General features: G+C 67.8%; 25 protein-coding genes and 4 pseudogenes. 15 read left to right on the top strand and 14 right to left on the bottom strand.

What is annotated here, in order from left to right; genetic code table 11:
* Positions 1-155 precede the first annotated feature (155 nt).
* Positions 156-785 carry a recombinase family protein gene (locus CIK06_RS31385; RefSeq protein WP_232533718.1) on the bottom strand — a complete coding sequence of 210 codons (630 nt, stop codon included), beginning with the start codon at positions 783-785 and terminating at the stop codon, positions 156-158.
* Here CIK06_RS31385 and CIK06_RS32555 point away from each other — a divergent pair.
* Positions 775-1,314 (top strand): TauD/TfdA family dioxygenase, encoded by a 540-nt coding sequence (locus CIK06_RS32555; protein ID WP_198348360.1) that lies wholly within the window; start codon positions 775-777, stop codon positions 1,312-1,314. The genes CIK06_RS31385 and CIK06_RS32555 overlap by 11 nt on opposite strands.
* 316 nt (positions 1,315-1,630) lie before the next feature.
* The gene (locus CIK06_RS18630) at positions 1,631-3,130 is read left to right on the top strand and encodes an IMP dehydrogenase (protein ID WP_095565904.1); all 1,500 of its coding nucleotides are present in this window, start codon (positions 1,631-1,633) and stop codon (positions 3,128-3,130) included.
* A gap of 188 nt (positions 3,131-3,318) precedes the next feature.
* On the opposite strand, the gene CIK06_RS18625 is transcribed toward CIK06_RS18630, so the two are convergent.
* From CIK06_RS18625 to CIK06_RS18610, 4 genes are all read right to left on the bottom strand, one after another.
* Positions 3,319-3,603 (bottom strand): hypothetical protein, encoded by a 285-nt coding sequence (locus CIK06_RS18625; protein ID WP_095567948.1) that lies wholly within the window; start codon positions 3,601-3,603, stop codon positions 3,319-3,321.
* A gap of 581 nt (positions 3,604-4,184) precedes the next feature.
* Positions 4,185-4,931 (bottom strand): MFS transporter, encoded by a 747-nt coding sequence (locus CIK06_RS31970; RefSeq protein WP_255408511.1) that lies wholly within the window; start codon positions 4,929-4,931, stop codon positions 4,185-4,187.
* Positions 4,907-5,437: an MFS transporter gene (locus CIK06_RS31965; RefSeq protein ID WP_095565902.1), complete on the bottom strand. Its 531-nt coding sequence runs from the start codon at positions 5,435-5,437 to the stop codon at positions 4,907-4,909. The genes CIK06_RS31970 and CIK06_RS31965 overlap by 25 nt, the downstream gene beginning before the upstream one ends.
* Positions 5,434-6,378, bottom strand: a complete 945-nt coding sequence (locus tag CIK06_RS18610) for a condensation domain-containing protein (RefSeq protein ID WP_232534334.1) — start codon at positions 6,376-6,378, stop codon at positions 5,434-5,436. Before CIK06_RS18610 ends, CIK06_RS31965 begins: the two co-directional genes overlap by 4 nt.
* A gap of 155 nt (positions 6,379-6,533) precedes the next feature.
* Here CIK06_RS18610 and CIK06_RS18605 point away from each other — a divergent pair.
* From CIK06_RS18605 to CIK06_RS18590, 4 genes and pseudogenes are all read left to right on the top strand, one after another.
* Positions 6,534-6,896, top strand: a pseudogene (locus tag CIK06_RS18605) (transposase family protein); the annotation flags it as partial.
* Between the two features lie 243 nt (positions 6,897-7,139).
* The gene (locus CIK06_RS18600) at positions 7,140-8,225 is read left to right on the top strand and encodes an IS110 family transposase (protein WP_095567532.1); all 1,086 of its coding nucleotides are present in this window, start codon (positions 7,140-7,142) and stop codon (positions 8,223-8,225) included.
* Between the two features lie 16 nt (positions 8,226-8,241).
* A pseudogene (locus CIK06_RS18595) lies at positions 8,242-8,661 on the top strand (transposase family protein); the annotation flags it as partial.
* A gap of 171 nt (positions 8,662-8,832) precedes the next feature.
* The gene (locus CIK06_RS18590) at positions 8,833-9,654 is read left to right on the top strand and encodes a transposase family protein (protein ID WP_095565896.1); all 822 of its coding nucleotides are present in this window, start codon (positions 8,833-8,835) and stop codon (positions 9,652-9,654) included.
* A 991-nt stretch (positions 9,655-10,645) separates the two neighbouring features.
* Here CIK06_RS18590 and CIK06_RS32550 read toward each other — a convergent pair.
* Together CIK06_RS32550 and CIK06_RS31365 are read right to left on the bottom strand one after the other, a co-directional pair.
* Positions 10,646-11,314 (bottom strand): NADAR family protein, encoded by a 669-nt coding sequence (locus CIK06_RS32550; RefSeq protein ID WP_369916225.1) that lies wholly within the window; start codon positions 11,312-11,314, stop codon positions 10,646-10,648.
* 191 nt (positions 11,315-11,505) lie between these two features.
* Positions 11,506-12,384 carry a hypothetical protein gene (locus CIK06_RS31365; RefSeq protein ID WP_232533715.1) on the bottom strand — a complete coding sequence of 293 codons (879 nt, stop codon included), beginning with the start codon at positions 12,382-12,384 and terminating at the stop codon, positions 11,506-11,508.
* A gap of 80 nt (positions 12,385-12,464) precedes the next feature.
* Here CIK06_RS31365 and CIK06_RS18575 point away from each other — a divergent pair, with 80 nt between their 5' ends.
* Positions 12,465-12,803, top strand: a complete 339-nt coding sequence (locus CIK06_RS18575; protein WP_157756847.1) for a hypothetical protein — start codon at positions 12,465-12,467, stop codon at positions 12,801-12,803.
* Between the two features lie 16 nt (positions 12,804-12,819).
* Here the strand turns inward: CIK06_RS18575 and CIK06_RS18570 are convergent, their stop codons facing one another.
* The 4 genes and pseudogenes from CIK06_RS18570 to CIK06_RS18550 form a co-directional block, all read right to left on the bottom strand.
* Positions 12,820-13,305, bottom strand: a complete 486-nt coding sequence (locus tag CIK06_RS18570; RefSeq protein ID WP_095565898.1) for a barstar family protein — start codon at positions 13,303-13,305, stop codon at positions 12,820-12,822.
* Between the two features lie 386 nt (positions 13,306-13,691).
* Positions 13,692-14,069, bottom strand: a pseudogene (locus CIK06_RS31960) (DUF2199 domain-containing protein); the annotation flags it as partial.
* 134 nt (positions 14,070-14,203) lie between these two features.
* Complete coding sequence (locus CIK06_RS18555; protein WP_232534333.1) at positions 14,204-15,421, bottom strand: glycosyltransferase 87 family protein; 1,218 nt, start codon at positions 15,419-15,421, stop codon at positions 14,204-14,206.
* Between the two features lie 462 nt (positions 15,422-15,883).
* Positions 15,884-16,399, bottom strand: a pseudogene (locus CIK06_RS18550) (transposase family protein); the annotation flags it as partial.
* Between the two features lie 274 nt (positions 16,400-16,673).
* Between CIK06_RS18550 and CIK06_RS18540 the strand changes: the two are divergent.
* From CIK06_RS18540 to CIK06_RS18525, 4 genes are read left to right on the top strand one after another with little or no spacing between them, the layout of a single operon-like run.
* Positions 16,674-17,027, top strand: a complete 354-nt coding sequence (locus CIK06_RS18540) for an ADP-ribosylation/crystallin J1 (RefSeq protein WP_095565897.1) — start codon at positions 16,674-16,676, stop codon at positions 17,025-17,027.
* Positions 17,028-17,042: 15 nt separating this feature from the next.
* Positions 17,043-17,456 carry a hypothetical protein gene (locus CIK06_RS29555; protein WP_157756846.1) on the top strand — a complete coding sequence of 138 codons (414 nt, stop codon included), beginning with the start codon at positions 17,043-17,045 and terminating at the stop codon, positions 17,454-17,456.
* An 18-nt stretch (positions 17,457-17,474) separates the two neighbouring features.
* Positions 17,475-17,768, top strand: coding sequence for a DUF2716 domain-containing protein (locus tag CIK06_RS18530; protein ID WP_198347940.1), 294 nt, complete (start codon positions 17,475-17,477; stop codon positions 17,766-17,768).
* Complete coding sequence (locus CIK06_RS18525; RefSeq protein WP_232533713.1) at positions 17,765-18,391, top strand: hypothetical protein; 627 nt, start codon at positions 17,765-17,767, stop codon at positions 18,389-18,391. The genes CIK06_RS18530 and CIK06_RS18525 overlap by 4 nt, the downstream gene beginning before the upstream one ends.
* A gap of 35 nt (positions 18,392-18,426) precedes the next feature.
* Here the strand turns inward: CIK06_RS18525 and CIK06_RS18520 are convergent, their stop codons facing one another.
* Entirely contained in the window at positions 18,427-19,248 is an 822-nt protein-coding gene (locus CIK06_RS18520) for a transposase family protein (protein WP_095565896.1), read from the bottom strand.
* Positions 19,249-19,400: 152 nt separating this feature from the next.
* Between CIK06_RS18520 and CIK06_RS18515 the strand changes: the two genes are divergently transcribed.
* Positions 19,401-19,574 (top strand): hypothetical protein, encoded by a 174-nt coding sequence (locus CIK06_RS18515; protein ID WP_198348406.1) that lies wholly within the window; start codon positions 19,401-19,403, stop codon positions 19,572-19,574.
* A 31-nt stretch (positions 19,575-19,605) separates the two neighbouring features.
* The gene (locus tag CIK06_RS18510; protein WP_232533712.1) at positions 19,606-20,085 is read left to right on the top strand and encodes a DUF4279 domain-containing protein; all 480 of its coding nucleotides are present in this window, start codon (positions 19,606-19,608) and stop codon (positions 20,083-20,085) included.
* 1,317 nt (positions 20,086-21,402) lie between these two features.
* Here the strand turns inward: CIK06_RS18510 and CIK06_RS18500 are convergent.
* Entirely contained in the window at positions 21,403-21,990 is a 588-nt protein-coding gene (locus CIK06_RS18500; RefSeq protein WP_095565894.1) for a TetR/AcrR family transcriptional regulator, read from the bottom strand.
* A gap of 90 nt (positions 21,991-22,080) precedes the next feature.
* Between CIK06_RS18500 and CIK06_RS18495 the strand changes: the two genes are divergently transcribed.
* Both CIK06_RS18495 and CIK06_RS18490 read left to right on the top strand, forming a co-directional pair.
* Positions 22,081-23,004, top strand: coding sequence for an ABC transporter ATP-binding protein (locus CIK06_RS18495; protein WP_095565893.1), 924 nt, complete (start codon positions 22,081-22,083; stop codon positions 23,002-23,004).
* The gene (locus CIK06_RS18490; protein ID WP_095565892.1) at positions 23,004-24,563 is read left to right on the top strand and encodes an ABC transporter permease; all 1,560 of its coding nucleotides are present in this window, start codon (positions 23,004-23,006) and stop codon (positions 24,561-24,563) included. Before CIK06_RS18495 ends, CIK06_RS18490 begins: the two co-directional genes overlap by 1 nt.
* A 238-nt stretch (positions 24,564-24,801) precedes the next feature.
* Here the strand turns inward: CIK06_RS18490 and CIK06_RS18485 are convergent, their stop codons facing one another.
* Complete coding sequence (locus tag CIK06_RS18485) at positions 24,802-26,397, bottom strand: DUF6194 family protein (RefSeq protein WP_095565891.1); 1,596 nt, start codon at positions 26,395-26,397, stop codon at positions 24,802-24,804.
* Between the last annotated feature and the right edge of the window lie 72 nt (positions 26,398-26,469).

Genomic DNA, 26,469 nt, shown 5'->3' with positions numbered 1-26,469 from the left:
CTTGCGTCCGCACAGTCCGCAGAGCATGAGACCGCGTAGCAGGTAGTGGCGACGCACCTTCCGCTGTCGCGTGCCGGTGCGGCCCCGGCCGCTGGCCGCCATGATTTTCTGAACTAGCTCGAAGTCGTTGACGGTGACAAGCGGCGGATGCGCGATCATGTCGGACCACACCCAGGAGTCCTTGTCGTTCCAGCGCATCCGGGTCTCGTAGCCGAGGGCGACGTCGTTGACGTCAAGGAGTACCTCGTCCTTACGTTGTTTGTTCCACACCTGGCGGCGGTGTAGCGGGGGTTGGACAGGATGTTCTTGACGGCGCTCTTGGCCCAGCCTTGGCCGGTGCGGTGGGGGTTGCGGGCGGGGTCGGCGGCTGACGGGGAAGGGATGCCGTCGCGGGTCAGCGCTTCGGCGATGGCGAAGTAGCCGTTGTTGGCGAGGTACATGGCGAAGATCCGTCGGACAACGGGCGCGGTGGCTGGATCGGGTTCCAGCTTGTGCAGGCGGCGGCCGTCGGCGGCCTTGCCCGGGTTCGGGTGCGGTCCGGCGTCGGCGAGGCGGTATCCGTAGGGCGGGCGCCCGCCGAGGAAGCGGCCCTCGATCTTCGCCTGCGAGGTCATCGCGGTGCGGACGCGGACCTTCACGCGGGTGCGTTCGCCCTTGGACATGCCGCCGATCACGCTCATGATCAGGTCGTGGGCTTCGGACTCGGGGTCGATCGCGCCGCCGACCTCGGGCACCCAGAGGTCGACGCCGTAGTGCGAGAAGAGCTTCCCACAGATCCTCACCATCGACCCGCACGCCGAAGACGAGCGCTACGGACGCGACTTCGAGGAACGCTACCGGCAGAAGTGGACCACCTACACCGCCGGCTGGCACACCGACCTCACCCCCGCGATCAACCCACCCGCGATCTCCATCCTGCGCGCCGAACGCGTCCCGGACTTCGGAGGCGACACCCACTGGACCAACCTCGTCGCCGCCTACCAAAGTCTGTCCACGCCGCTGCGTGCCCTCGCCGACCGGCTCCAAGCCGAACACACCTTCTTCGCCGGCTGCCAACTACAACCAGCCGACCCCGAGGACATCGCCATCTGCGCTCGCGCCCGTGCCGACGCCCAGGTCTCCATCCACCCCGTCGTCCGGGTTCATCCCGAAACCGGCGAACACGCCCTCTACGTCCACCCCGCCTCGGTCAGCCGGATCGTCGGACTCACCCCGGCGGAGAGCCGCCGCCTTCTCAACGTGTTCTTCGCCCAGATCATCCGCCCCGAGTACACCGTCCGCTTCCGCTGGCAGGCCGGATCCGTCGCGATCTGAGACAACCGTGCCACCGCTCACCTCGCCGCGACCGACCTCAACCACCTCAACGTCCGCCGCACCATGCACCGCGTGACCATCCTCGGCGACCGACCTGTCGGCCCCGACGGCTTCGTCTCCCAAGCCGTTGCCGGACACCCCCTCGCCCCGTTCACCGACTAACGAGACACCCGACCCGCCACCAGCCCACCGACACCACAAAAGCCGACGTGACCAGCGGAAACACGGCGCCGAGGCCACCAGTGCCCGCACCCACCTGACTGGTAGCCTCGGCTCCTTTCCTCACAGACCGGTGTGAAGCAAGCAAGGAGAACGCGTGAAGATTCTCGACGAAACCTCTCGCACGCTCAACGAATACCTCCTCGTACCCAACCTCACCACCGAGGACTGCGTGCCCGGCAACGTCGACCTCAGCGCGCCACTCTCCCGCCACCGCATCGGCGAGGAACCCGCCATCCGCATCGCGACACCGCTGGTCAGCGCGATCATGGGCGCGGTCTCCTCCCCGCGCATGGCCATCTCCCTCGCCCAGTGCGGCGGGCTCGGCTTCATCCACCACAATCAGCCGATCGCTCAACAGGCCGAGATGGTCAGCGGCGTCAAGCGCCACAAGGCCGGCTTCCGCCACAGCGACATCAACACCACCCCGTCAGCCACCCTCGGCGAGGTCACCAACCTCCTCGAAGCGGCCGAACGCGACGTCGCCGTCGTCACCGACGACGGCACCGGCACCGGCACCTTCCTCGGCCTGATCTCCACCCACGACTTCCACCCCAAGCGCCACAACCTCGCCGAGCCCGTCAGCACCCGCATGCGCGCCACGGACAGCCTCGTCACCGCCCCACCGACCATCGGCCTGTCCGAGGCCAACAGCATGATCTGGGACCACCGCCTCGACGTCCTACCCATCATCGGCGACGATGGGCGCCTTCACGCGATCGTCCTGCGCCGCGACTACGAACTCCACAAGACCTTCCAGACCGAGACCATCGACGACAGCAAACGGTTCCGCGTCGGCGCCGGCATCAACACTCACGACTACGCCGACCGGGTCCCCGCACTCCTCGACGCCGGCGCCGACCTGCTCTGCCTCGACTCCTCCGACGGCTACTCCGTCTGGCAGGCCCACGCCCTGAACCACATCAAGAAAGACCTCGGCAGCAGCGTCCCCGTCGGCGCCGGCAACGTCGTAGACGGACGCGCCTTCCGCTACCTCGCCGACGCTGGCGCCGACTTCATCAAGGTCGGCATCGGCGGCGGCTCCATCTGCATCACCCGCGACCAGAAAGGCATCGGCCGCGGACAAGCCTCCGCCCTCATCGACGTCGTCGCCGCCCGCGACGCCTACGCCGCCGACACCGGCACCTACATCCCCCTCTGCTGCGACGGTGGCCTCCTCAACGACTACCACATGGCCATCGCCTTCGCCCTCGGCACCGACTTCATCATGCTCGGCCGCTACTTCGCCCGCTTCGACGAAAGCCCCTCCCGGCTCGTTCGCGTCGGCGGCCAACTCTTCAAGGAATACTGGGGCGAAGGGTCACGCCGCGCCCGCAACTGGGCCCGCTACGACCAGGGCGGCAACCAACTTGTCTTCGAAGAAGGCGTCGACGGCTACGTCCCCTACGCCGGCAGCCTCTACGACAACATCGCCCTCACCATCGCCAAACTCAAAGCAACCATGATCAGTTGCGGATCCACCACACTACGCGGCTTCCACGACAACGCCGTACTCGTGCCCGTGTCCCACCAGAGCTACCTCCAGAACGCTGCCGAGATCCAACTCCGCGACCGCCCGGCGGATCCCACCCAGTAGTAGCTCTCAAACGGCGCGGAATTTCGGGGGTAGGCCAGACAACGGCATCCGTGCCGTTATGAACCTGCCTTCATAATTGTTCAGTAGGTATCGGTTCACTTGGACAGGCCATGGTCCGCGCCGAGGGCCTGTGCTTCGGCGGTGGCTATCTCGCCATGGAACGGGCCGTCGTCCTGAAAATCTGCTGGTCATGCGACGCCTTGGGCTATGAGCTGGTCGTCGACGTAGGCGTAGACCGGTTGTGGGCGGAATCCGGCGAAGAGTCGCTCGCGGTGCTTCTCGATGCGGACGTGGTGCTGTTCCTCCGTGCCGACCGTGAACTCGTAGCGTTTGACGAGGTCGATCGAGGCGAGCCGGACTGTCCGGACGACGCTGACATCGTCGACCTTGATCGACAGGTTGCCCCAGAACTTGTTGAAGGAGAACGTCACGTGGTGGCGCTCGGTAACGCCGACGTCGAAGGTGAGAAGCACCCGGTCACTGTACGACCCGGCACCTCGCCGGTAGACGATCCGTTCCATAGATGGCTGCCGTGCTGATACTGGACAGTCCGGCTGGTGCCCGGCGTCTGGGCTGTCGGCGCGAGCGAGGTTTCTGACGGTGGGAGGTTGCTGTGTCATTTCGCCGTACGTTCCGCGACGCTGTTCGCCAGCAGGTTGCCCGGGAGTCGGAGAGCGCTCCGGTACGGCTGTTCCGGTTCAACGCTGAAGGGCTGTCGATCGCGTTCGGGATCATCGGGCTGGTGTTCTTCTTACCGATGGCGCGTGGCGTGGTCTCGTGGGCGGCAGCGCCCGGCTGTGCGGTGTTGGTGGCCGGAGGACTCCTCGGCGTGGGCGCGCAGCGCAGTGGCGATCTCGTCGCTTCGCGGCGGTGGGGCCGGCGCTCGCCGTCACCGGGGGCACCGACCGGCCCGGTGCCGAGGGCGTCGTTGTCCATAGTGGGCGGTTTGGGCCACAGCAGCCCGACATTGAGTTCCGGCCGCATGTCGGTCCCCAGGTATTGCAGGCCGCGCAGCAGCGACAGCTGGCCGTAGGTGAGCGGACCAGTGGTGATTTCACTCAACGGATGTCCTCTCGGGCTCGATCGGTGCGGCATCTGGGGCCACCACCTTGTCCGGCAGCACGACCAGGGCGGCGGCTGCGACGAGGGCCAGGAGGATCAGCAGGACGGCGACCGTCGGCATGAGCCCGACGGCGGCGGCGAGGGCACCGCCGAGGAGGCCGCCGAGCAGGGTCGCGGCCATCTCTGTGCTGGAGAACGCTGCGCTTACCCGGCCGAGCACATGGTCCGGGGTCTGCCGCTGCACCTGCACCTCGATGAGGAGCAGGAAGGCGCCGCCGGGCACGCCGGCCAGCGCCAGGAAGACGGCTGCCGCGACGAGGTCGTGCCAGCCGAATAGACCACCGAAGGTGACCGTGACGGCGGCGAGGCAGCCGGCGGCGCCGTAGCGAAGCCGGCCGCTACGGGAAATCGCGCGACCGACGTAGGCGCTAATCAGAAAACCGATGCCGAGCGCGGACAGCAGCAGGCCGACCTGCTCGCCGTCGGCACCGAGGCGGCCGACCAGGTAAGGCACCAGCAGCACCGTAAATGCGGCGTTGACCAGCAGGAACGACGAGGAGGTGAGCAGCAGCGCCCGTAGAAGAAGGTGGCGGAACAGGTACGCCGCCCCCGCGCGGAACTCGGCCAGCGCGCCAGTGGCCGGTGTCTCATCAGCCTCGGCCCGCACGGCCGGGACGCTGACGCGGCGGACCGCCAGCACGAGCAGCGCGGAGATCAGGTACGTGGCGGCGTCGGCCACGACGACCGTGTGGAACGAGGTGAGTACCAGCAGCGCCCCACCCAGGGGGCTCCGGCGAGGCGGACGATCCCGTTGGCGATCGAGTACCAGGCGTTGGCACGGTCGAGGTCGGGACCACGGCCAACGAGTGCCGGAACGAGCGCCCGGTGCGCCGGGCCGAAGAACTGGCCGGCGGCGTTCTCGGCGAACACGATGAGGTACAGCAGCCACAGCTGGTCCGGCTGGCGAACGAGGAACAGCGCCAGCAGCGCCGCAGCCCGGAAGAGGTCCACGACAATCATTGCGGTGCGGCGGTCCCAGCGGTCCACGTACACGCCTGCGATCGGGCCGAGAACCAGCGCCGGCGCGGTCTCGGCGACGAACGCGAGTCCGGTGCTCAGCGCCGAGCCGGTGAGCTGGAAGACGAACACGGGCACAGCCACGACGAGCAACCAGTTGCCCACATTGGACAACACCTGGGACGACCAAAGCAGCCCGAACGCGCGGTTACGCGCAATCAGGATCACCGTCCCACCGTCCGCCGTGAGATGGCCGCCAGTTGGTCGTGGCTGAGCGAGGCAAGCGGGAACGGCGTGCCGGACCGGCCGGCCGCGCGGGGATCAGCCAGCAGCCGCTCGGCGAGCGTGCGGACCGCCGCGACCTGCCGGTCGAGCACCGACCGGACCGTGGCCTGGTCGAGGCTCTCGGTGCCGTAGACCCATTCGAGGGTGAGCTGCCCGGCGGCCACGGTCGCGGCGACCTCAAGCTGATAGCGCCGCGGCGCCTCGGGGCGCTGCAGCACCGTAGGGATCTCCAGCGGTACACCGAACACCGCGCCTTCGTCAGACGGGCCCTCGAAGCGGCCGAGGTAGTTGAAGCTGAGCTGGGACTGCGGCAGTGCACTGAGCCGCTCGCCAATCTCCGGGTCGGCGCAGTAGCGCAGCAAGCCGTAGCCGAGGCCGCGGTCGGGAACCGCGTCGAGCCGCGAGCGCACGACCGCCAGCACGGCGAGGGGGTCGCCACCGGCCACGATGTCGAACGTGACCGGATAGACGCTGGTAAACCAGCCGACGGTGCGGCTAACGTCGGGGCCTGCGTCGATCGGCTCGCGGCCGTGGCCCTCGACGTCGACCTGCAGCGCCGTACAGCCAAACTCGCCGTGCCAGGCCACAAGGAGCGCGGTCAGCAGCAGCTGGTGCACCGACACCCCGGCCGCACGGGGCACGTCGTATGTGAGGCGGGCGGTGTCCGCCGCATCGAGGACCGCAGTCACAGTGGCGCGCTGGGCGACCAGGTTGGCGCCGCCAGAGCGGCCCGGCACGGCGGTCGCATCCCCGTTGGGCACCGCCTGCCAGTACGGCAGCTGGTCGCAGACCGGCCGGCTCAGCGCGTGCCGGCGCAGCGCCTGCGACCACCGCCGGAAAGAGGTCGTCCGAGCGGGCAACCGGACCGGCCGCCCGTCGCGCAGAGCCTTGTACGCGCTCTCGAGGTCCTCGATGAGCCTTTTCCAATCTGATCTTGCAGGTCAGTCCGGGTCGGCAGGGGGTGCTGATCGATGAGGGCGAGGCTCCAGGTAGGACAGCAAATCGACCAAGACCCGATGCCCCGACCGGGAGCCTCGCCATGCTGTCCTACCCTGCCACGATCCCGTTGTCCAGCCAGGCCCTGAACCACCTCGCCGAACGCATCCGCGGCCACCGCCAGCAGCGCAGATCCCGGTGGAGGCGGCTGACCCCGGGCCGCCAGGCACTACTCGCCCTGGCCCACCTGCGCAACGGCGACACCTACACCCGCCTCGCCGCCGGCTTCGAGATCGGCGTCGCGACCGCCTGGCGCTATGTTCAAGAAGCAATCGCCCTGCTCAGCGCTGCCGCCGAGGACCTGGACACCGCCATGCGGCGCATCCGGCAACTGGCCTACGCGATCCTGGACGGCACGCTGATCCCGATCGACCGGGTCGCCGACCAGAAGCCGTACTACTCCGGCTGTGAGAATCTCTGTATGCCGCCTCGGGGTTCGGTCTGACCCGTACTCTGGTTGGCCCTGTCGGTGCCCTGTGCTTGATCTGTCGACCGGGTTCTGTGGCGGTGCTTGCTGCCGCCGAGCCGGCGTGGCGTGTCCCGATAGGGGCCTTGCCGTTACAAGGCACCGTCACAGTCCTGACCGCGGGCGCCGGCCCGGCGACGGCCACCGTTTCCGTTCCTCGATGAGAGAGCAGCCGTGACCATCATGCCGCAGGAAGGCCAGACTGAGACCGGCGACCACGAGGTGGTGTTGGGCGTCGATACCCACAAGGATGTGCACGTCGCGGTCGTGCTGACCACGTTGGGTGTGCTGCTGGCCGGTCGAGACTTCCCGACGACGAAGTCGGGCTACCGCGACATGGTGATGTGGGCACGCTCTTATGGCCCGCTGCGTCTGGCCGGGGTTGAGGGCACGGGATCGTACGGGGCAGGGCTGACCCGGCTGCTACGTGCAGCGGGCGTGCATGTCATCGAGGTCAATCGGCCGGACCGGTCCGTGCGGCGCCGGCGCGGCAAGAGCGATGCGGTGGATGCCGAGGCCGCCGCCCGGGCCGTCCTCGCCGGAGATGCGACCGCGCTGCCGAAGACCGCCGACGGGCTGGTCGAGGCGATGCGGATCTTCAAGACCGCGAAAGATTCGGCGGTCAAAGCCCGTGTCCAGGCCATCAACCAGCTCAAGGCCATCGTGGTCACTGCCGAGCCCGCACTGCGTGAAGCCCTCGCCTTGCTGAATACTTCCCGGCTGGTCGCGCGATGCTGCCAGCTCGACGTCGATGCCCAGGACGCCGTCACTGCGGCAAGCTTGTACACGCTACGACAGCTCGCCCGCCGCATCCAGCACCTCGAGACCGAAATCCGCGATCTGCAGCACCGCATCGCGGGCGCGGTGCAATCCACAGCACCAGAACTGCTGCGGATCAGCGGCGTCGGCCCCGACACAGCCGCCACGCTACTGATCGCCGCCGGCGACAACCCAGGTCGGCTTGCCAGCGAGGCGTCCTTCGCCGCCCTTTGCGGAGTCAGTCCAGTCGAGGCGTCCTCGGGCAAGACCCAACGTCGACGACTCAACCGCGGAGGCCACCGCCAAGCCAACGCGGCGCTGTACCGAGCCGTGCTCATCGGACTGCGCTGGAACCCGAGAACGCGGGACTACATGCAGCGACGGACCGCCGAGGGTCTGTCCAAACGCGAGATCATCCGCTGCCTTAAGCGGTACCTCGCCCGCGCCATCTACCGGATCATCATCGCCTCAATGACCCCGACAACACCGCCACAGCCCTCTACGGCTTGACATACATAGGGGCATCAAGCACAAACGTCACGGCGTGAACGTGCAGGTCATCGCGGATGCGGCAGGGCGTCTCGTCTGGGCATCGGCCGCGCTGCCCGGTTCAACGCATGACCTGACCGCCGCCCGCACCCACGACATCATCGAAGCCTTGACCAGCGCCGACGTGATGACCTTCGCGGACAAGGGCTACCAGGGCGCCCGCGGCAGCCTGCGCACCCCGTTCAAGCGGCGCCGCTTCCGGCCGAAGCTGTCACGCCGGCAGAAGGCGGTCAACCGGGCGCACGCGAAGATCCGCGCCCGCGGTGAGCGCGCGATCGCCACGCTCAAGACCTGGAAGATCCTGGTCAAGCTGCGCTGCTGCCCACACCGCGCCACCGCGATCGTGCAGGCCATCCTCGTCCTGCACCACGTCGAAGCCGCCCGCCACGCAGGATGAAAAAGGCTCACTGAGCCATTCCGCGCAACGTTGCGGTTGCTGTCTGTAGCCGACGAGATGCGTGGAAAGTCGGAGACGCGCCGGATGATCGCGGCTACGTAGGAACGGCGCAGAACCTCGATAAGAAGGTGGCCTCCTACAGCTCAACTTCATAGAGGTCCTGCGCCGACGATGAGTGTCACATACACCGCTGTCCTGCCGGTACGCGAACACACCGTGGGCGTACTCGCCGGTCTGCTCACCACGGAACGCGCCCGCCGCGGTACCCGTGCCGGAACCCGCGCTCTGCCATGCCGTGACCAGGCGGTCCTGATCCTGCGCTGGTTCCTCGACAGCACGCGGATGCGGCAACTCGCCCGGGACAACGCGATCAGCCTCTCCACCAGCTACGACTACCTCCACGAAGGCATCGATGTTCTCGCCGCCCGGTCACCGACCCTGCACGGCGCCCTACTCGCGGCGAAGGCCGCCGGCCATGACTACGTGAACATCGACGGGATTCTGGTCGAGACCGACCGGTGCCGCACCCCGGGCCCTACGGAGGGCGTCGACCTGTGGTGGTCCGGTAAACACGACAACCACGGCGGCAACGTCCAGGTCGTCACCGTGCCCGACGGCTGGCCGATCTGGACCTCCGGTGTGCGGCCCGGCCGCGAACACGACACCACCGCCGTCCGCACCCACGCCGAGATCCTGCCCGCCCTCACCGCCGCCGGCTCCGACCTGCGCACCCTCGGCGATCTGGGCTACGAGGGCGAGTCCGGCACCATCACCGTCGCGTTCAAGAAGCCGAAGAACGCCAAGCTCAGCCTCGTCCAGCAGCAGCTCAACAAGGCCCACAACAGCCTGCGAGCGATCGCCGAACGCGGCAACTCGCTGCTCAAGATGACCTTCAAGGCGCTGCGCAACGTCAGCCTCAACCCATGGCGGATCGGCAAGATCGTCGCCGCCGCGTTGGCCGTTCTCCACATCGAGCACGACCGCACTACATGACAACCCTCAGTAGTCAGAACCTTGCACGGAATGGCTCACTGTATCGAGACTCTTGGGCGAAGCTCGCCCAACCAGCATGGTGTCCGCACCACTAACGATATCCATCCAGCCGCCGTCGATCCCCTGGTCTCCGCCGCCCCTCCCATCCAGGGTCTGATATCCACTACAGCCTGCGTCGGATATACCACTGCGATTGCTACAAATCTGGCCGGTAAGGCAAAAAGCTGTATACGGAGATGGTTGTTGATATAAGCGACAAATTACTTGTCAGGCTGACCACTCTGCGCGCACGCGCGTCGCAGTCGATCCTCGACCGTTTCGGCCCGATGACCGACTCGCTACCACGGCTGCACAGCGCCGCACTTGTAGAGACCATCGGGCGCCTGCCAGCTTCTGGACGGATTCCACCTGTTGGGGATCTCTGATCGGCCATCCGGCCGCGGCGGTTTCCAGTGACGTTCTCGATCGTCTATGCCTCGCGAAGGCGGGCGGCGGTGGCCGCGGGAATCTTGGCGCGATTCCGGATAGACACTACTGGTTTCTTCCCGACTCCCCTTTGCCGATGGCGTTGGCCGGTGTCTGATCCGGGGGCACAAGTCGAGCCTGGCGAGGGCGAACGAAGATCCTTTGCCGTGCACCGTAATCACCGAAGCAGTCCCACGCCCGAAAACGATCTTTCTCACGACTTTTCTGTCGTAGGCGCCCGGTACGGTCTCGCCCTCAACAAGGACGGGCAGCATCCTGTCCGCATCGAACAGAGGCCCTTGTTCCGTACCGGAGAGGAACCACGATAATCATGAATCGCGACGATCAATTGACCCGGGTGCTGGGCGCGGGAATCGAGTCTTTCGACATCCCGGAAGATCAATTCAGGGTCGCCAAGACCGCCTACAAGGCTGCCTGTGACTTCTTGAGCACCTACTGGTCGGCAAGCGGGACTGGCGAGGCACCATATCCGCAGGGATCAATGCGACTCGGCACCGTGACAGCGTTAATCCACCGGCGGGACGAGTACGACCTGGACATGGTGTGCCGACACGACCTCGATAGGTCGCAGATCGATCCGGAGGGCCTCAAGGCCGATGTCGGCGACGCGCTGGAAGAATTCGTCAAGGAGCGCCCGGACCTGAAGCTCACCCTTGACGATGGACCTTCGTCCACGACCTGTTGCCGTTTCATATGGACGTTCTGCCCGCCATACCCAATGCAGACGCTGATCCGAACGGCATTTGGGCGACCGACACCGAAGGCGCCCGCTGGCATCCCTCAGCCCCCACGGACTACGCCGACTGGTTCCTCGGTATCCAGCACGACGAGTGGCTGCGAGTCCGATACCCCAGATCCGGTCGACGGGGCTGGCTTCGACGAGGATTCGGGTGCCGGTGCCGAGCAGGTAGGCGCGTAGGTCGGGGTGTTGGCTGAACTCGGCGAGGTTGGCGTCAACGACGATGGCGTACCGGTGGGTTTCCCAGCTGGGTTGGCCGAAGCGCCGGACCTGGCGTCCCAGCGTCTTTGCCTTGTGTGGGTGGGGTGCGGTGAGGATCTGGTCGGCGGTGGTGGTGTCGCCGAACAGTGTGGCTTTGGCCCACATCATGTAGTGCTCGGCGGTGGCGAACGTGCGCCCGTCGATGGTGAACCGGGCTGACCACCATTGGCTCAGACAGGCGGCGCCGATTCCTCCGCCGCGGGGTGCCTGGTGTCCCCAGAAGTAGAGGTATTTCGCTCGTTTGCCGGTGGCGACGAGGTCGGTCAGTTCGGCGAGGGTACGGGGTTGAACGGCCGCCAGTCTTCCCTAACGGGCACCGGGCTGCAGCCGGGTTTCCTCGCCGCTGGGGCGGTCGGCCTGGCTGGTTAGCCCTGGCGGCTGGTCGTTGGTCGGCGAAGCTCGGTGACCAAGAAGCGTAGCCATGGCTGGTGCATGGTCGGTTCGTCGGTGATCGCGGCGGTCAGAGCGGTGCGACCTTCGGGGGAGCGGCCGTGGGCGACGAGGGAGACGGCCTCGGCGAGTGCGGCCAGTGCTGTGGGGTCGCGTGCCGGCAGGCGTGTGTCCTGGTCGAGCCAGCGGTTGACGGGGAACGAGCGGGTGATCTTGTGCTGGTGGTCGGCGAGGTAGCCCCATACCCGCTGGCCCAGGGACACGCTGACCAGGGCGTTGCGGGGGAGGTAGGCGGCCCAGGGGGCGGCTTGGTACCAGCGCCAGGTGTTGGGGCTGGTTTTGGTCCGGGCGGTGATGCCGATGAACCGCAGTTTGGTGCGGATCACCGACCACGCGGCCCGCTCCTCGCTGATCCAGCCCCGGAGTAGGTGGAAGAGGTTCTGGTAGGTGCGGCCGCCGTGGACGAGGTCGACGAACGCGACGGGCTTCTGGCGGTGGGCGAGGTGGTGCGGGGTGATCCCGAGATGGCCCAGGTTGGTGCGGAACTGGGTGACCTGTGCCGAGGTCAGGGCATCGGGGTCGCTCCACAGCGACAGCGGGAGCCGTTGGCAGCGGTTGCGCCATGTGGTGCCGGCGAGGGCGCCGGTGAGGAGGTCGAAGATGCTGTCGGGGGAGCGGCCGACGAAGTAGAGGTCGGCGTTGGCGCTGCGCGCGAGGACCCGACCGGCGCATTCGATCAGGTCGGGCAAAAACCACAGGTTCGGTTCGGGAGTGGTGTCGAGGAGGCTACCGAGTTGGTCCGGGGAGACGAGGTCCCAGCGGAACGGACCCGTCGGCTCCAGCGCTGCTGTCACGCCGCTACCCTATCCACGCAATATGGTGGCCGGCAGCGTCATATCGCCCCCGCGGAAACTGCCATGCCGAGCCCGTTGGGGTGCTGGATGATCTGGTGGTGGCTGATGTACCGACGATGAGGGTGGCCGAGCTGCGGGACGCGATCGAGCGGCTCCTGGCCGCGATCGAGGTCCGGTTCGGTGAGGAAATCCGGTTTACGGGTGACTTCTACTGGTCGGTCGGCCTTACGGAGAGTTTTGATCTTGTTTCGGAGTCTGTGGCGTCGGTGGATGTCGCGTCACTGGTTGACGACGTCGCTTCCATCCGTGAGATCGTTGGCCAGGCAGTGGATGAGCCGGTGGTCCTGTGGCACGACCTGACGCATCTGGCCGGGCTGCTTCGCGGCATCGCGAGGCTGGACACTGAGCGGCCCGGCTGAGGCCGGCGAAGGTTGGTCAGCGGTCGGGGTGACGGGCGCTGTCGAGCCACTCGGCGTCGTTCCACGCCGCGGGTGTCGCTCCGACTGGGGTGAGCCGGATGTCGGGGTCGTCGGATTGGACCAGACACATGACGCGGCGGCCGAACAGCAAGGCCGTCCTGGACTGTTCGGCGATAATGTCAAGCACCAGCTGCGCCGCCCTCGGGCAGGAGCGAGCGAACCGGTCGTAGCCGCGGAACACGACCACCAACCCCGTCCGGTCGGTGTTCCAGCCGTACTCGCCGTCGGTGACGTCGCTCATGCAGTCGCGGAGGGCGTCCAGGTTGTGCCCGTAGTAGTCGGGGAAGTCGAACGCGTCCGCGACGTCGCGGTGCAGGTCGTCCTCGGTCTCCCAGCGTGCGGCGTCGAGTTGGACGATCTGGTAGCCGTGCTGGTCGAGCCAGGCGATGGTCTGGTCCAGCAACGTCGGGCGCCAGTAGAGCGTCACCGGAGCGTTGATCATCAGGCGGAGCGCGAGGTCGGAGCTCGGGTCCGCGTCGGGGTCGAACGCTGCTACGACCGCCGAGCCTAGACTCGGCCCGGCCCGGCCCGGCCCGGCCCAGCATCTCGGCCGGCCGCGCGGTGGACAGCGTGTTCGGGGCGATCTGCCGTTCGCGGTCCATGGTGATCCCGGTGCGTTGTTCCACGGCGAGGGGATTATCGGTGGGTTCGACTTCGACGAACGGCTTCTCACCCACCGGTCGGGTGTGCACGTTCGTCTTCAGCTCGACCGTGCTCGGGCTGGTAGAGGGGCAGCTCGGTGGCCAGCCAGCCGAAGTACGCCGGCTCGTGTTCCCGACCGGGCTGCTCCCACAGGTCGACGGCGCGGGAGAAGTTGCTGCTGCTCAGCGAAACCCAGACGCCCCAGGTGAAGACGCGGTCGGAGCCGAGGATGGGAACCTCGACGTTGCCCTGGATGAAGAAGTGCTCGCCTCCGATGACGCACAGGTCGGAGGTGAGATCGCTGCCAGGGTCGTGGGCGTGTTGCGGCGACCAGTAGGCAGGGGCGTCAGTCCGCGGTACGAGAGGGGCAGGTCGTCGTGATGCTGCCCGGAGCGCCCACCTGTGAACTCCGCGACGTGCTGAGCCATCCGTCGACCCTGACGGCTGGGTGCGCGCCAGAAGGTTGGCCGCCACCAGTAGAGGGTCGACCGGTCTTGCGGCCAGGGCGTCTGCTGGGCACCGAGCGGTTCGAAGCTGTCGATGGCGAGGTCGATTGGCCGCCATGCCGCCTCCGCCGGCTCGTTGACTGCTGGTGGCCGCACATGCCGGGATAGGCGTGGCTCGCAGCGGTGATCTCTGGCGCGACGGTGCTGGTCCGGCGGCGGGTTGGGCGGCGTGGAGCCGGCGGATCGTATCGGTCAGCCGGTGCGGGGCGAAGGCTTTGAGGAGCCAGTTGTCGAGGGCGGGAACGATGTCTCGTTCCGCGACGTAGACGTTGCCGGGGTGCTGGACGTGGTTGGCGAGGGCGTACTCGTTGGGATAGCGGCAACGGTAGTAGGCGGTCTCGTGTGCCTGGTGGCTTTGCATCTTGCGTCCGCACAGTCCGCAGCCTGGTTGACGGACAGCCCTGCGGGGGTCGCGACGTCGTCCGCCCGTCGCACGGTCAGAGCGGCGAACGGCACCGCGCATGCCACGGCGACGGCGAGCAGTAGCCGGGCGTTACTGGTAAGGACCTCTGTGGGCAGCCCTGCGCCGAGTGACGTGATGGGCAGGACCATCAAAGCCGTCACCAGTCCGAACCAGATCATCGTGCCGCGCCGGTTTCCAACCGCGAGCAGACCAGCCAGCACCAGCCAAACTTGGTGATGGGTCCAGGACACTGGAGAGAAGACCAGTCCGGCGGCGCCGACGATCACCGTTGCGGCAAACGGCTCCCGGTTACGGTAGGCGCGTGAGGCCCGCACCATGGCAATTGCCACGATCGCTAGGCCGATCACGCCCGCCAGCACGATCCGCCAGCTATCCGAAATTCCAAGGCGAAGAAGGGCCGCGTTCAGGGACTGATTGCCGCCGGTTGCGATGTTGCCAACGCGATCGACGTTCCAGATTTCGGTGAACCAGAAGCGGAGCGACTCATGTGGCAGGACAAGCCAGGCTAGGGCCGTGCAAGCGCTGAACGTTGCGATGGCGTTGGCTGCAGTACGCCGCTGGCCCGAGATCCACCAATACACCACGAAGATCATAGGGGTAAGTTTGATCGCCGACGCGATGCCAGTCGCTAGGCCGCGGTACCGGACGGGCGTGATGTTGAGGCAGTCGACCAGGACTAGAACCACTAACGCTACGCTGACCTGTCCGAAGCGAAGGTTGCTCGACACTGGTGCTGAGGAGAACATGAGAAGTGCCGCGACCGGCACGCACAGCGTCGGCTTGACCATACGCAGCCCTTCCCCGTGTCGGGCGAGCACCGCCAGGCCGATTACTACGCCGAGGGTTGCCGCCGTCCACAGGATGCGCACTGGGTCTTCAGCGAGCAGACCCAGCGGTGCGAGCAACAGCCCGGCGAACGGTGGATAGGTGAAGGGAGCATCGTTCCACGCGGCGAAGTCGTAGAGGCTGCCCCCGTCCAAGAGCATCTGCACCGAGCCCCAGTAGACGTGTAGATCCGCCAAGCGGTCCCGAGCGGGATGGTTTAGTGTCCCCGCCACCTGCGCTGCTGCGACGAGAGCAACGGCCACCCAGAGTCCGACACTAGACAGTCGGACCTTTCGGCTACCCTCCGACCACACTTCTCCTCCTAAACAGCCAACGATCGATCAGCCTACTAGTAGTGCTTTGTTGGGTTGGGACGAGTTGGTGGCAGAGAGGGCAGAATCCGAGCCAGGTCGCGAGTAGGTATTGCAGTTCGCGTAGGACTGTTGCGCAGGGCCGTTGCGTAGTCGGTTGAGGGCTATGTGAGCTGGGATTTTGGATGGTTCTGCTGTAGGGCTGGGTCCATGAAGGACGGGTGCGGCCCGTCGATGATCATGGCGTTTGCGAAGACAACTGTGATCGAGAACAGGACCGCACCCGCTGATGTCATCAACACTGAGCCATTTTCATCGTGGGAAGCGGTTGGTTTCGACGTGGTGCAGGACGAGGATGGCCTGCACGATCGCGGTGGCACGGCGTGGGCAGCAACGCAGCTTGACCAGGATCTTCCAGGTCTTGAGGGTGGCGATCGCGCGTTCTCCGCGGGCGCGGATCTTCGCGTGGGCCCGGTTCACGGCCTTCTGTCGGTGTGACAGCTTCGGCCGGAAGCGGTGCCGTTTGAACGGCATGCGCACACTTCCGCTGGCTGCATGGTAGCCCTTGTCGGCGAAGGTCAGCACGTCCGCGCTGGTCAGGGCGTCGATGATGCCGTGGGTTCGGGCGGCGCTCAGGTCGTGTGTCGAACCGGGCAGGGCCGGTGATGCCCAGACGAGCCGGCCGGCGGCATCCGCGATGACCTGCACGTTCACGCCGTGACGTTTGTGCTTGCCGCAATAGTACGGTCGCTGGTCGGCGACCCGGTCGATCGGGATCAGCGTGCCGTCCAGGATCACGTAGGCCAGCGTCCGGATGCGTCGCATCGCGGTTGGCTACGGGGCCGGACAGTACCGGTCCCGGCTGTCGACCATTGGCGGCGTCGGGTCATCGCCGTCGACGGGAAGGTCGCCCCTGGCGCCCGGCTGTCCGACGGGCGGCGGGTCCATCTGCTCTCGGCCCACGACACCGGCACCGGAATCGTGCTCGCCCAGGTCCAGATCGTCCGGCTTCGACTGGCCGGTACGGCATTGAGGACGGAAATCGGCTGGTCCAGCACGTGGGTCGGCCGGTACTGTTCGCCGGCCGGAAAGGAGTGCCGCGATGGCCGAGACGACGATTCTGTGGCGGCCGACCGGCCCCGAGGAGTTGGAACTCGTGCGGGCCTCCGGTTGGAAGGCGTGGCCGCCCCGGCTGCCCGACCAGCCGATCTTCTACCCGGTCCTTAACGAGCAGTACGCGATCATGATCGCCCGGGACTGGAACGTCCCCGCCTCGGGCATCGGCTACGTGACCCGGTTCGAGGTCGACCGCGAGTTCGCTTCCCGCTACCCGGTCCGGCAGGCCGGCGGGCGCGACATCCTCGAGCTGTGGGTGCCCGCCGAGGAACTCGACGAGTTCAACCGGCACATCGTTGGGCTGATCGAGGTGGTCCACGAGTTCCGGCCCGGCAGCTGAACGAACGTGGTCAAAGTGAACGAGGATGAGCTCCTGCACCGCTACGGCCTGCAACCAGCCGCGGAACACCTCGATCAGATCCGCGACCTGCTCACGGCCCAGACCGAGCGTGAGCGGCAGAGTCAGGGTTACGGCGACACGGAGGTGATGAAGCTCTGCTGCGTCCAGCTGTTCAACGCCGGCGTGATGAGCGACGTCCTGACGATCTGGCGGGCGAAGTCGTCAAGCTGGGACGCGTTCTGCTCGGTCGACGTCCAGTTGCTGTGCGGCGGCGGGCTGGCCGAAACCAAGGGATACCTGCTCACGGTGGGTTCCGAAGACGCCGTGCAGGCGCTGGATCACCTCGGTCGTAGTGAGGCGGCAGGGGGCTTCGCTGATTTCTCGGTGGAGAGACAGGTGTCCTCGTACGCCGACTACTACCACGCCTGATTGGAGTGTGAGCAACGGATGGCGACGAGGGCGTACCGCGAGTTGACCGGCGACGAAAAGGCGGTCTGGGACCGCGTCAACGCGGTGTTCGACTTCCGGCCCAGCATGCACCGTGTTCCGGCGATCACCGAGCCGGCCCGGGCTTGGCCCAGCCTCGTCGGACCGGAGAACATCGATCCGCCGGGCCGGCCCGGCTGGCCGTTGTCTCCGTACCCCGACGGCGACTACTCCATCTACCTCGCCGAGGGCTTCCGGTTCGGTACGTTCGGCCACCCGTGGGAGCTGTCGCTGTGCGTGTTCGGCGGCGTATGACGAAGCTCATCGCTCACGAACTGATGACGCTCGGTACCGCCAGTCCTCAGATCGGAGTCGATGGATGCAGGATGCCGAGTCGCTACCTGACTATCGACGGCGTTGCCGCCTACCAGATCGGCTACTCGTGCGGCACCTGCGGGCTCGTCCTGCGCCGCCAGCCCGGCGCTCCGCGCGGACCATTGTCGGCGACCGCCGTACGAGATCGTCTCAACGCCGGGCTGGACGGGCTCGACCAGGAAGTCATCGATGCTTTCGCAGCCCGGCTGCCGCGTGGTGACTACCAGGTGATGCTCCTGGACACGCTGCCGACGCTCGTCGCGCCGGGCTCAACGGACGACTACTTCGCGTTCGACGGGCCGGCTGGCTGGCGCAACGAAGAGTTCGAGTATTCCGTCGACCCTGCCAACGCGGGCTACTACCGGCTCGATCGTCGAAGGGTCGGCGACCACGACGAACTGTTCGAGTTCGCGGTCCCGATGGGCGACCCGACCGAGCTGGACGCCGATGTCGTCGCACGGTACTCCCACGCGCCTGGCCGGCCGACTGCCGTCGCCTTCGGGCTGCTGGACATCGAAGGTCCCTGGTTCAGGCGGGAACGGCACTGGGGCCTGTTCCACTGAGCCATTCCGTGCAAGGTTCTGACTACTGAGGGTTGTCATGTAGTGCGGTCGTGCTCGATGTGGAGAACGGCCAACGCGGCGGCGACGATCTTGCCGATCCGCCATGGGTTGAGGCTGACGTTGCGCAGCGCCTTGAAGGTCATCTTGAGCAGCGAGTTGCCGCGTTCGGCGATCGCTCGCAGGCTGTTGTGGGCCTTGTTGAGCTGCTGCTGGACGAGGCTGAGCTTGGCGTTCTTCGGCTTCTTGAACGCGACGGTGATGGTGCCGGACTCGCCCTCGTAGCCCAGATCGCCGAGGGTGCGCAGGTCGGAGCCGGCGGCGGTGAGGGCGGGCAGGATCTCGGCGTGGGTGCGGACGGCGGTGGTGTCGTGTTCGCGGCCGGGCCGCACACCGGAGGTCCAGATCGGCCAGCCGTCGGGCACGGTGACGACCTGGACGTTGCCGCCGTGGTTGTCGTGTTTACCGGACCACCACAGGTCGACGCCCTCCGTAGGGCCCGGGGTGCGGCACCGGTCGGTCTCGACCAGAATCCCGTCGATGTTCACGTAGTCATGGCCGGCGGCCTTCGCCGCGAGTAGGGCGCCGTGCAGGGTCGGTGACCGGGCGGCGAGAACATCGATGCCTTCGTGGAGGTAGTCGTAGCTGGTGGAGAGGCTGATCGCGTTGTCCCGGGCGAGTTGCCGCATCCGCGTGCTGTCGAGGAACCAGCGCAGGATCAGGACCGCCTGGTCACGGCATGGCAGAGCGCGGGTTCCGGCACGGGTACCGCGGCGGGCGCGTTCCGTGGTGAGCAGACCGGCGAGTACGCCCACGGTGTGTTCGCGTACCGGCAGGACAGCGGTGTATGTGACACTCATCGTCGGCGCAGGACCTCTATGAAGTTGAGCTGTAGGAGGCCACCTTCTTATCGAGGTTCTGCGCCGTTCCTACGTAGCCGCGATCATCCGGCGCGTCTCCGACTTTCCACGCATCTCGTCGGCTACAGACAGCAACCGCAACGTTGCGCGGAATGGCTCACTTCCTGCTCGACGGACACCACAAGACAGCCGCTGCAGCGGCCAACAAGACCCCGGTCAGGCTGCTCACCTTCGTTTCGGCCGGTGAGTCGTTGGCTTGCGACGAGGAACTGCTGCGCCTTCCAGAGATCATCATGGCGGCCGGTCAACGCAAGGTCGGCCGATGACGGCCGTAGAGGTTCCGGGTCGGGTCGCCCGGTGCTGTTCGGCCAGTACGCCTACTTCGTGCCCGAATCGATAAGCATGCGCGCGTCGGAGATCGCCGCCCGGCTGGGGATCGAGCCGGACGAAGCCGTGATTCGAGGCAGCCGCAGCCCGGCTGATCGCGTGATCCCGGCCGCGCACTGCTGGCGGGTGGTCTGCCGAACGGCGGGCATGACCGTTGACGAGCAGATCTCACACATCGTTGATCGCCTGTTCGTGCACGCGCTGCAGATCGGCATGCTCGCGGCGGAACTTGACCGGACAGACGGCGGTCCCGGATCAGCCGTCCTGCAAGTCGTGCGGGTTTTCGGGCATCCTGCGGGCGAGCCGGAAGACCTGTCCGGGCTGGTTGACGGGCTGGGGAAGCTACCTGGACAGCATCAGCTGCTTGGCTGGCACCTTGACCGGCGGACGCTGGAGTTCCTGTGGCTCACGGGCGCCGAGTTGGACATCGACGAGTACGCCTACCGCTGACGGGAGTTGCCCCCTGGTCCTGGACACTTGAGCCTTGGATCTCGGGCCCGATCGGGAGACGTTGCGTAGTTGGGATCGTGCTGATGATCAGCGTCGGGGTGCGGCGGCCGGGCCGGCGGTGCCGTCGGCAGCCGGTTTGCTGGAGGACGAGAACGTGGTCTTGCGGCGGCGGGTGCGGGAGTTGGAGGAGGAGCGGGACATGCTGCGGAAGGCGGCCTGGTATTTCGCCGGGGAGACGCGCTGGTGAACCGCTTCCCGTTCGTCGCTGACCACCAGCAGCGAGCATGACGGCACCCATGGAGAACCTCGGATCACCGTCGAACTGCGGGCTGCCAGGCTGCCGTGAGCGGGCCGCGCGGGTGATGCGCCGCTTCGGCGTGCAAGGGCTGCGGCCACGCCGGCGAGCGCGTACGACGGCGGCGGACTCGGCCGCGGCGAAGGCTGCGGACCTGATCGGCCGGGACTTCACCGCCCCGCTGTCTCCCGGCGCCTCGCGGGCTGAACGAGTTTGGCGTCGCACACTGCGATGACTTTGTCGGCGGCGGCGATTTCTGCGGCGACCGTGCCGGATCCGGCTTGGGGCTGGGCGGCGTAGAGCCGGCGGATCGTGTCGGTAAGCCGGTGCGGTGCGCTGGCGTCCCTCGGCGTGGCGTCGTTCGGCTTGTGTCTCGGCGATCCGGCCGGCGATGACGGCGGGGTCGGCGCCTGCTTCCAGTGCGGCCCGCTAGCGGGTCAGCTTCGCGTCGTACTCGGCCATCGTTGGTCCTGCCGGTGTCGCTGGCGATGCGCGTTCCTGGACGAGCTGCCGCGCATGCCCAATGACAGCGTCCGCCGCAGGGCGCTGCCCGCCCCCGACCTGCTGCGCCCGACTCTCCGCAGGCCGTACGAGCCGCCCCGCGACGACCCGCAGCGCGCTCGCCGAGATCTGGGCCGAACCGCTCCGGGTGGACGGACTCAGCGTCCACGACTTCTCCGGGTTGGGCGGCCACTTGTTGCTGGCCACCCAGGCCATCTCGCGGATGCGGGCCGCCTCGCCGTCGACGTCCCGCTGCGCGACCCGTTCGAGTATCCGACCGTCGCGGCGCTGGCCGGCGGGTTGACCGCCGGTGGTCCTGTACCGGCCGCCGTGCCCACTGCCGTCGAGTCGGTGCCCCGGGGCGGAGGATGTTGCCCGGTGGCCATTTCTACGTCGACGAGCTGGCGCCGGAGCTGATCCGCCTGATCACCGCCGAGGTCGGTCCGGTGTGTGATCCGGTCCGGTAGCGGGCCGCCGGGTCCCGCGCGCCGGGACGTGCCCACCGGCCGCCGCCGGGAGTGTCACGTGTGGGCGTCGCCGGCGCCCGGCCCGGACTTCCGGTGCTCGGTGGGGACGGCCTCCAGCGCTTCACGCACGTATTCGGCGATGGGCCGGGTGCGGCCGTCGTCGTGCCACTGTTCGAGGGCGCTGAAGTAGACACCGAAGATGTAGGTGCGCGCCCGGACCCGCGCGGCGGCCGGCTCGTGTCCGCGTTCGGCCAGGGCGGCGGCGATGCGGTCCACCATGGCGTCCATGGTGGCGTAGACGGCCGCTCGGATGGTGGGCTCCTCGAGCACGTAGCGCATGCCGCGCCACGGCCCTCCGTCGCCGGCGCTGGCCGCGAGGCGGGTCATCGTGCCGGGAAGGTCGTCGAGATCGAGGACCTCGTCGAAGCCGTCCGCCCCGACGGCGGCGAACGGGTCGACGGTGAACAGCCCTTCCTTGGAGCCGAAGTAGCGGTAGAAGGTGGACGGTGACACCGCCGCTTCCCGCGCGATGTCGTCGATGGTGACGTTGGGGAACCCGCGAGAGTCGAAGAGCTCCATGGCCGTGTCCTGGATTGCCCGGATCGCGGCCATGCGGTTGCGTTGACGCAGGCTGAGCGGCATGTCGTCGAGTGTATCGATCTGAAATTCTTACTCACTAAGCAACCAACTATCAAGGTGATAGTAGCTGTCAGAATTCGCTAGGATGTGGGCATGGATGCGATCGCGGTGCGAGGTGTACGCAAGGTGTTCGGCGACACCGTCGCGCTGAACGACCTGGACCTGACGGTCACCGCGGGGGAGGTGCACGGCTTCCTCGGCCCGAACGGCGCGGGAAAGAGCACCACCATCCGGGCACTGCTCGGCCAGCTTCGGCCAGACGCCGGCGAGGCGAGCATTTTTGGCCTGGACTGCTGGACCCAGTCGGTGGCGGCCCACCGGCGCCTGGCGTACGTGCCGGGCGACGTGGCGCTGTGGCCAGGTCTGACCGGCGGCGCCAGCATCGACGTCCTCGGCCGGCTGCACGGCGGGGCGGACCCGCGCCGCCGCCGGGAGCTCATCGAGCGGTTCGAGCTCGACCCGACCAAGCGGACGCGCACCTACTCGAAGGGCAACCGGCAGAAGGTGGCGCTGATCGCGGCGCTCGCCACGAACGCCGACCTCTTCCTGTTCGACGAGCCGACCTCGGGTCTGGATCCGCTGATGGAGGAGGTCTTCCAGCAGTGCGTCCGGGAGCTGAAGGACAACGGTCGCACCGTCCTGCTGAGCAGTCACATCCTCTCCGAGGTGGAGGTCCTGTGTGACCGCGTCAGCATCATCAGACGCGGTGCGGTGATCCGCTCCGGCACCCTCACCGACCTGCGCAGCCACACCCTCACCCGGGTCACCGCGGTGACGAAGCGGCCGCTGCCGGACCTGGACGGGCTCGTCGACCTCGTCGACCTCGTCGTGACCGCCCGGCCGGACGGCACCCACGTCAACTTCCGCGCCGGCCCGGCGGCGCTGGCCGCTGCGGTCGGCCACGTCGCCGCCGCCGAACCGGCGTCGCTGACGGTGCAGCCACCGAGCCTCGACGAGCTGTTCCTCACCAACTACCGCAGCGACGCCCCGAACGCCGTGGCCGGGAGCGCGGTGTGATGACCGGATACCGGCGCTGTCTGTCGCTGAGCCTGCGCACCGGCTACACCCAGGTGCTCGGCTGGCCGCTGCTGGTGGCCGCCCTCGTGCTGGCGAGCGCGGGCACCATCAACGGCACCTACTCCGACCAGGCCAGCCGCGACCGGTACGCCGGGGCGTACGAACTGCTGAACGGCAGCGCGGCGCTGCAGGGCCGCGGGTACGACCTGCATTCCCTGGGCGGCATCCTGGTCAACGAGATGGGTTACCTGACCCTGATCATGATCCCCCTGATCGGCGTGCACCTCGCGATCCGGTTCACCCGCAGCGTCGAGGACACCGGACGCCTCGACATCCTGACGTCCTACCCGGTCCACCGGCTGGCGCCGGCCGCGGCCGGGGTGACCGCCGCCGCGGTCACGGCGGCGCTCACCGCGGCACTCACCGCGGTCGGGCTGACGGCACTCGACTACCCCCTCGGCGGATCATGGCTCTACGCCGGCGGACTCGCGATGTTCATGCTCGTCTTCACCGGCGTCGGCACCCTGATCGCCCAGTGTTGCCGGACCGCCCGCACCGCCTACCTGCTTGCGGTGGCAGCCTGGCTGATCAGCTACCTGGCCCGCGCGGCGGTGGACGCGCAGCAGTGGGCCGCGACCGGCTGGAATCCGCAGTCGTGGCTCGCGGAGATCCGGCCCTTCGCCGCGGACCCCCCGTGGTGGCCCTGGATCGCCTCCGGCCTGCTGGCCGTCGGCTTGTTCGCCGCCACCGCAGTGGTCGCCGTCCGACGTGACCAGGGAGCCGGCATCATCGCCCCACGACCGGGCCCGGCCACCGCGCCGGCCTGGGTCCGTTCCCCCTTCACCCTCCTGGCACGGCTCACCGGCGGTCTCGCTGCCGGCTGGGTCGGGGCGAGCACATTGTTCGCCTTCGCCTTCGGATACCTGACCCCCCAGATCAATCACCTCGACGCCGCCACGAAGGCCGAGCAGGGCGCCACCGTGAACGCCACTCTCACGATCTTCGTCCAGCTCAACGCGCTGCTCGCCGCCGCCGCCGGGATCCAGATCGTGCAGTGGCTGGCCGCCGAGGAGACGGCCGGCCGGGTGGGCTACAGCCTGTCCGCCCCGGTGAGCCGCTGGCGGTGGTGGACGTCCACCACGCTGCTGGCCACGATGTGGTCGATGCTGGTGCTGCTCTGCGGGGGCCTCGCCACCGGTCTCGGCCTTGCGGCGGGCTTCGGCGAGAGTCACTACTTCGGCAAGGGACTGACCGCCACTCTTTCCTACGCCGCAGCGGTCGTGCTGCTGACCGGCGTGGCCGTGGTCGTGCACTCGCTGAGCCCCAGGGCGGTCCCGGTCGCGTGGCTCCCCGTCGGCTGGGGCCTCGTTGTCTGCCTTCGCGCCGACCTGCTGGAACTCCCGTCGTGGGCGCGTGAGCTCTCCCCGGTTCACTGGATCGGTGCGGTACCCCGCGACGCGTTGCACCGGCCCGCGGCCCTGACCATGGCCGTTGCCGCCGTCGTTCTCGTCGCGGTGTCGACGGTGGGATACCGACGGCGGGATCTCGAAGCGGGGTGACCCGCCTCCGCCGGGTGCGAGGGTGACGGCTCGCCACGGCTGCCGGGCGGCCCCGACGAGCTTGAGCGCCATCGCGGGGCTGGAAGAGAGCCGACGCCACATCGCTGGCAAGAAGGAGCAGGGAGATCGTCTGCGCTGCCAGGCCGAACGCGGAGAGACCGGTCGACCGCGCTCGCCTGACCAGTGGGAGAGGCGCCCGAATTGCGACGCCGTTGGAAGTCGGCGGGCACGCAGCACCTTACTTCGAGCGTCGACTCTTGCGGTGCTCGCGATCAGCGGCGCGGGCACGTGCCTGTTCAAGTAATCGTTCTACCTCGTCCGCGGTGGCCGGGCCCGGGTTGACCACACTGGCCCAGCCCTGCACGGCGTAGGCGGGGTGGGGCATAAGTTGGTCGGTCTGTGTGAAGTCGAGTTCGTCGCCGTGTGCGGGGAACTCCTCTGGCCGGTAGCCGAACAGGTTGTGGAACTCGGCGCGCCCCACCTCGATGTTGAGCCGGTATCGTCCGGGCTCGGACAGCCGGGATCGTGTGTCGAAGCCGGGCACGTCGTGCCCGACGATCGTGGCGAACGGCCGCGTCCGGTCCTCGCCGGCGAAGAAGAACCGGTCGCCCCAGGTGTAGGACGGCATGTCGGAGCCCGGTTCGATCCGGGTTTCGGTCACTGCGGGGCGGCCGGCGATCCGGGCTGCGTCGGCCGCGCCGGGCTCGGAGCCGATGTGAAGGATCGCGTCGCAGGTCTCGATCGTGGCCGTGTCCAGCGGGAAGTACCCGAGCAGGTCCGTCACGCGTGCGCGCAGGTGGCTGCCGGTGGGTGGTGGGAAGATACCGGTCTGAGGGCCGAGGCGTTCCTCGTAGGTGCCGGGTTCCGGCCGGCCGAGACCGACCGGCTCGCTCGCTCCGAGGCTTCCGGCTACGTACAGGTATCTGTCGCCGAGCAGCGGCGACACGATGCGGCCAGCGCCGTTCCACTGCGCCGCGAGGTCCTGACCGTCCCAGTGGGTGTCCCACCGACTGGGGTGCCGCTGCAGGTGGGCGTTGTTGGCGGAGACCAGGACCGGTCCGCGGTCGCGTTCCCCGGCGAGGATGTCGAGCAGATTCTGCGCCATCAACGCGTCCCGCACGGCGAGCAGGCGGCCGATCCGCTGGGACCGGGTGCCCGGCTCGGCCATCGCGGCGTGGTAGGTGAGCAGGCCGATCGCCGTGGTGGCGAGCACTCTGGCGCGGTTCCACGCCTCAGCGCAGGTGTCCCCGATGAGGCGGGGAGCGTCGACGTACAGCTGCGATCGCAGGTCCTCGGCGAGGCCGCGTAGCGCGGCGGCCTCGGGTGTGCGCCCGGGTGAACGCGACGCGTCGTACATGATTTCCGGGGCGGTCCAGCGGTCTTCCTCGCCGACCAGGCGGTCCAGGTCGGTCGTCGCTGCCCCGAGGTATTCGCACAGTTGCCGCAGCAGCGGGCCGGGGCTGGGCGCGGCGGTGATCTCGGTCGGGGCGTCGAAGCCATGGAAGGTGACGCGCTCTGCCGGTGGCAGCCTCTCGTTGTAGTCGCGCAGCCAGTCGACCAGTTCGCGGGTGGCCGGATGAGCACCCCAGCCGTGACTGATGCCGGTGCTCAGGTCCACCTCGTCACGGCGGCCCTGCACGTAGTCGTTGACGGCGAGGCCGGCAGCCCGGTCGGACTCGATCGCGATCGACCGGAAGCCGTGCCCGGCGAGCGTCGCGAGGATCCGGTTGCGCAGGCGAGGGAACGCCGGCTCACCGTGGTAGGGCTCACCGATCGCGACCAGGTGCGGCCGGCGGGCGTGGACAAGGGACAGCAACTCACTGTCGAAAGCCATGACCTCAACCGTATCGTTGAACCACCGTGTGAAGCTTTTCCTCGACTATCCTCGGAGACTGCCGCTTGAAGC

This window comes from Plantactinospora sp. KBS50 (assembly GCF_002285795.1).
Classification (GTDB): domain Bacteria; phylum Actinomycetota; class Actinomycetes; order Mycobacteriales; family Micromonosporaceae; genus KBS50.
The sequence above is the reverse complement of the archived record's forward strand: the minus strand, read 5'-3'. Positions and strand labels throughout refer to the sequence as shown.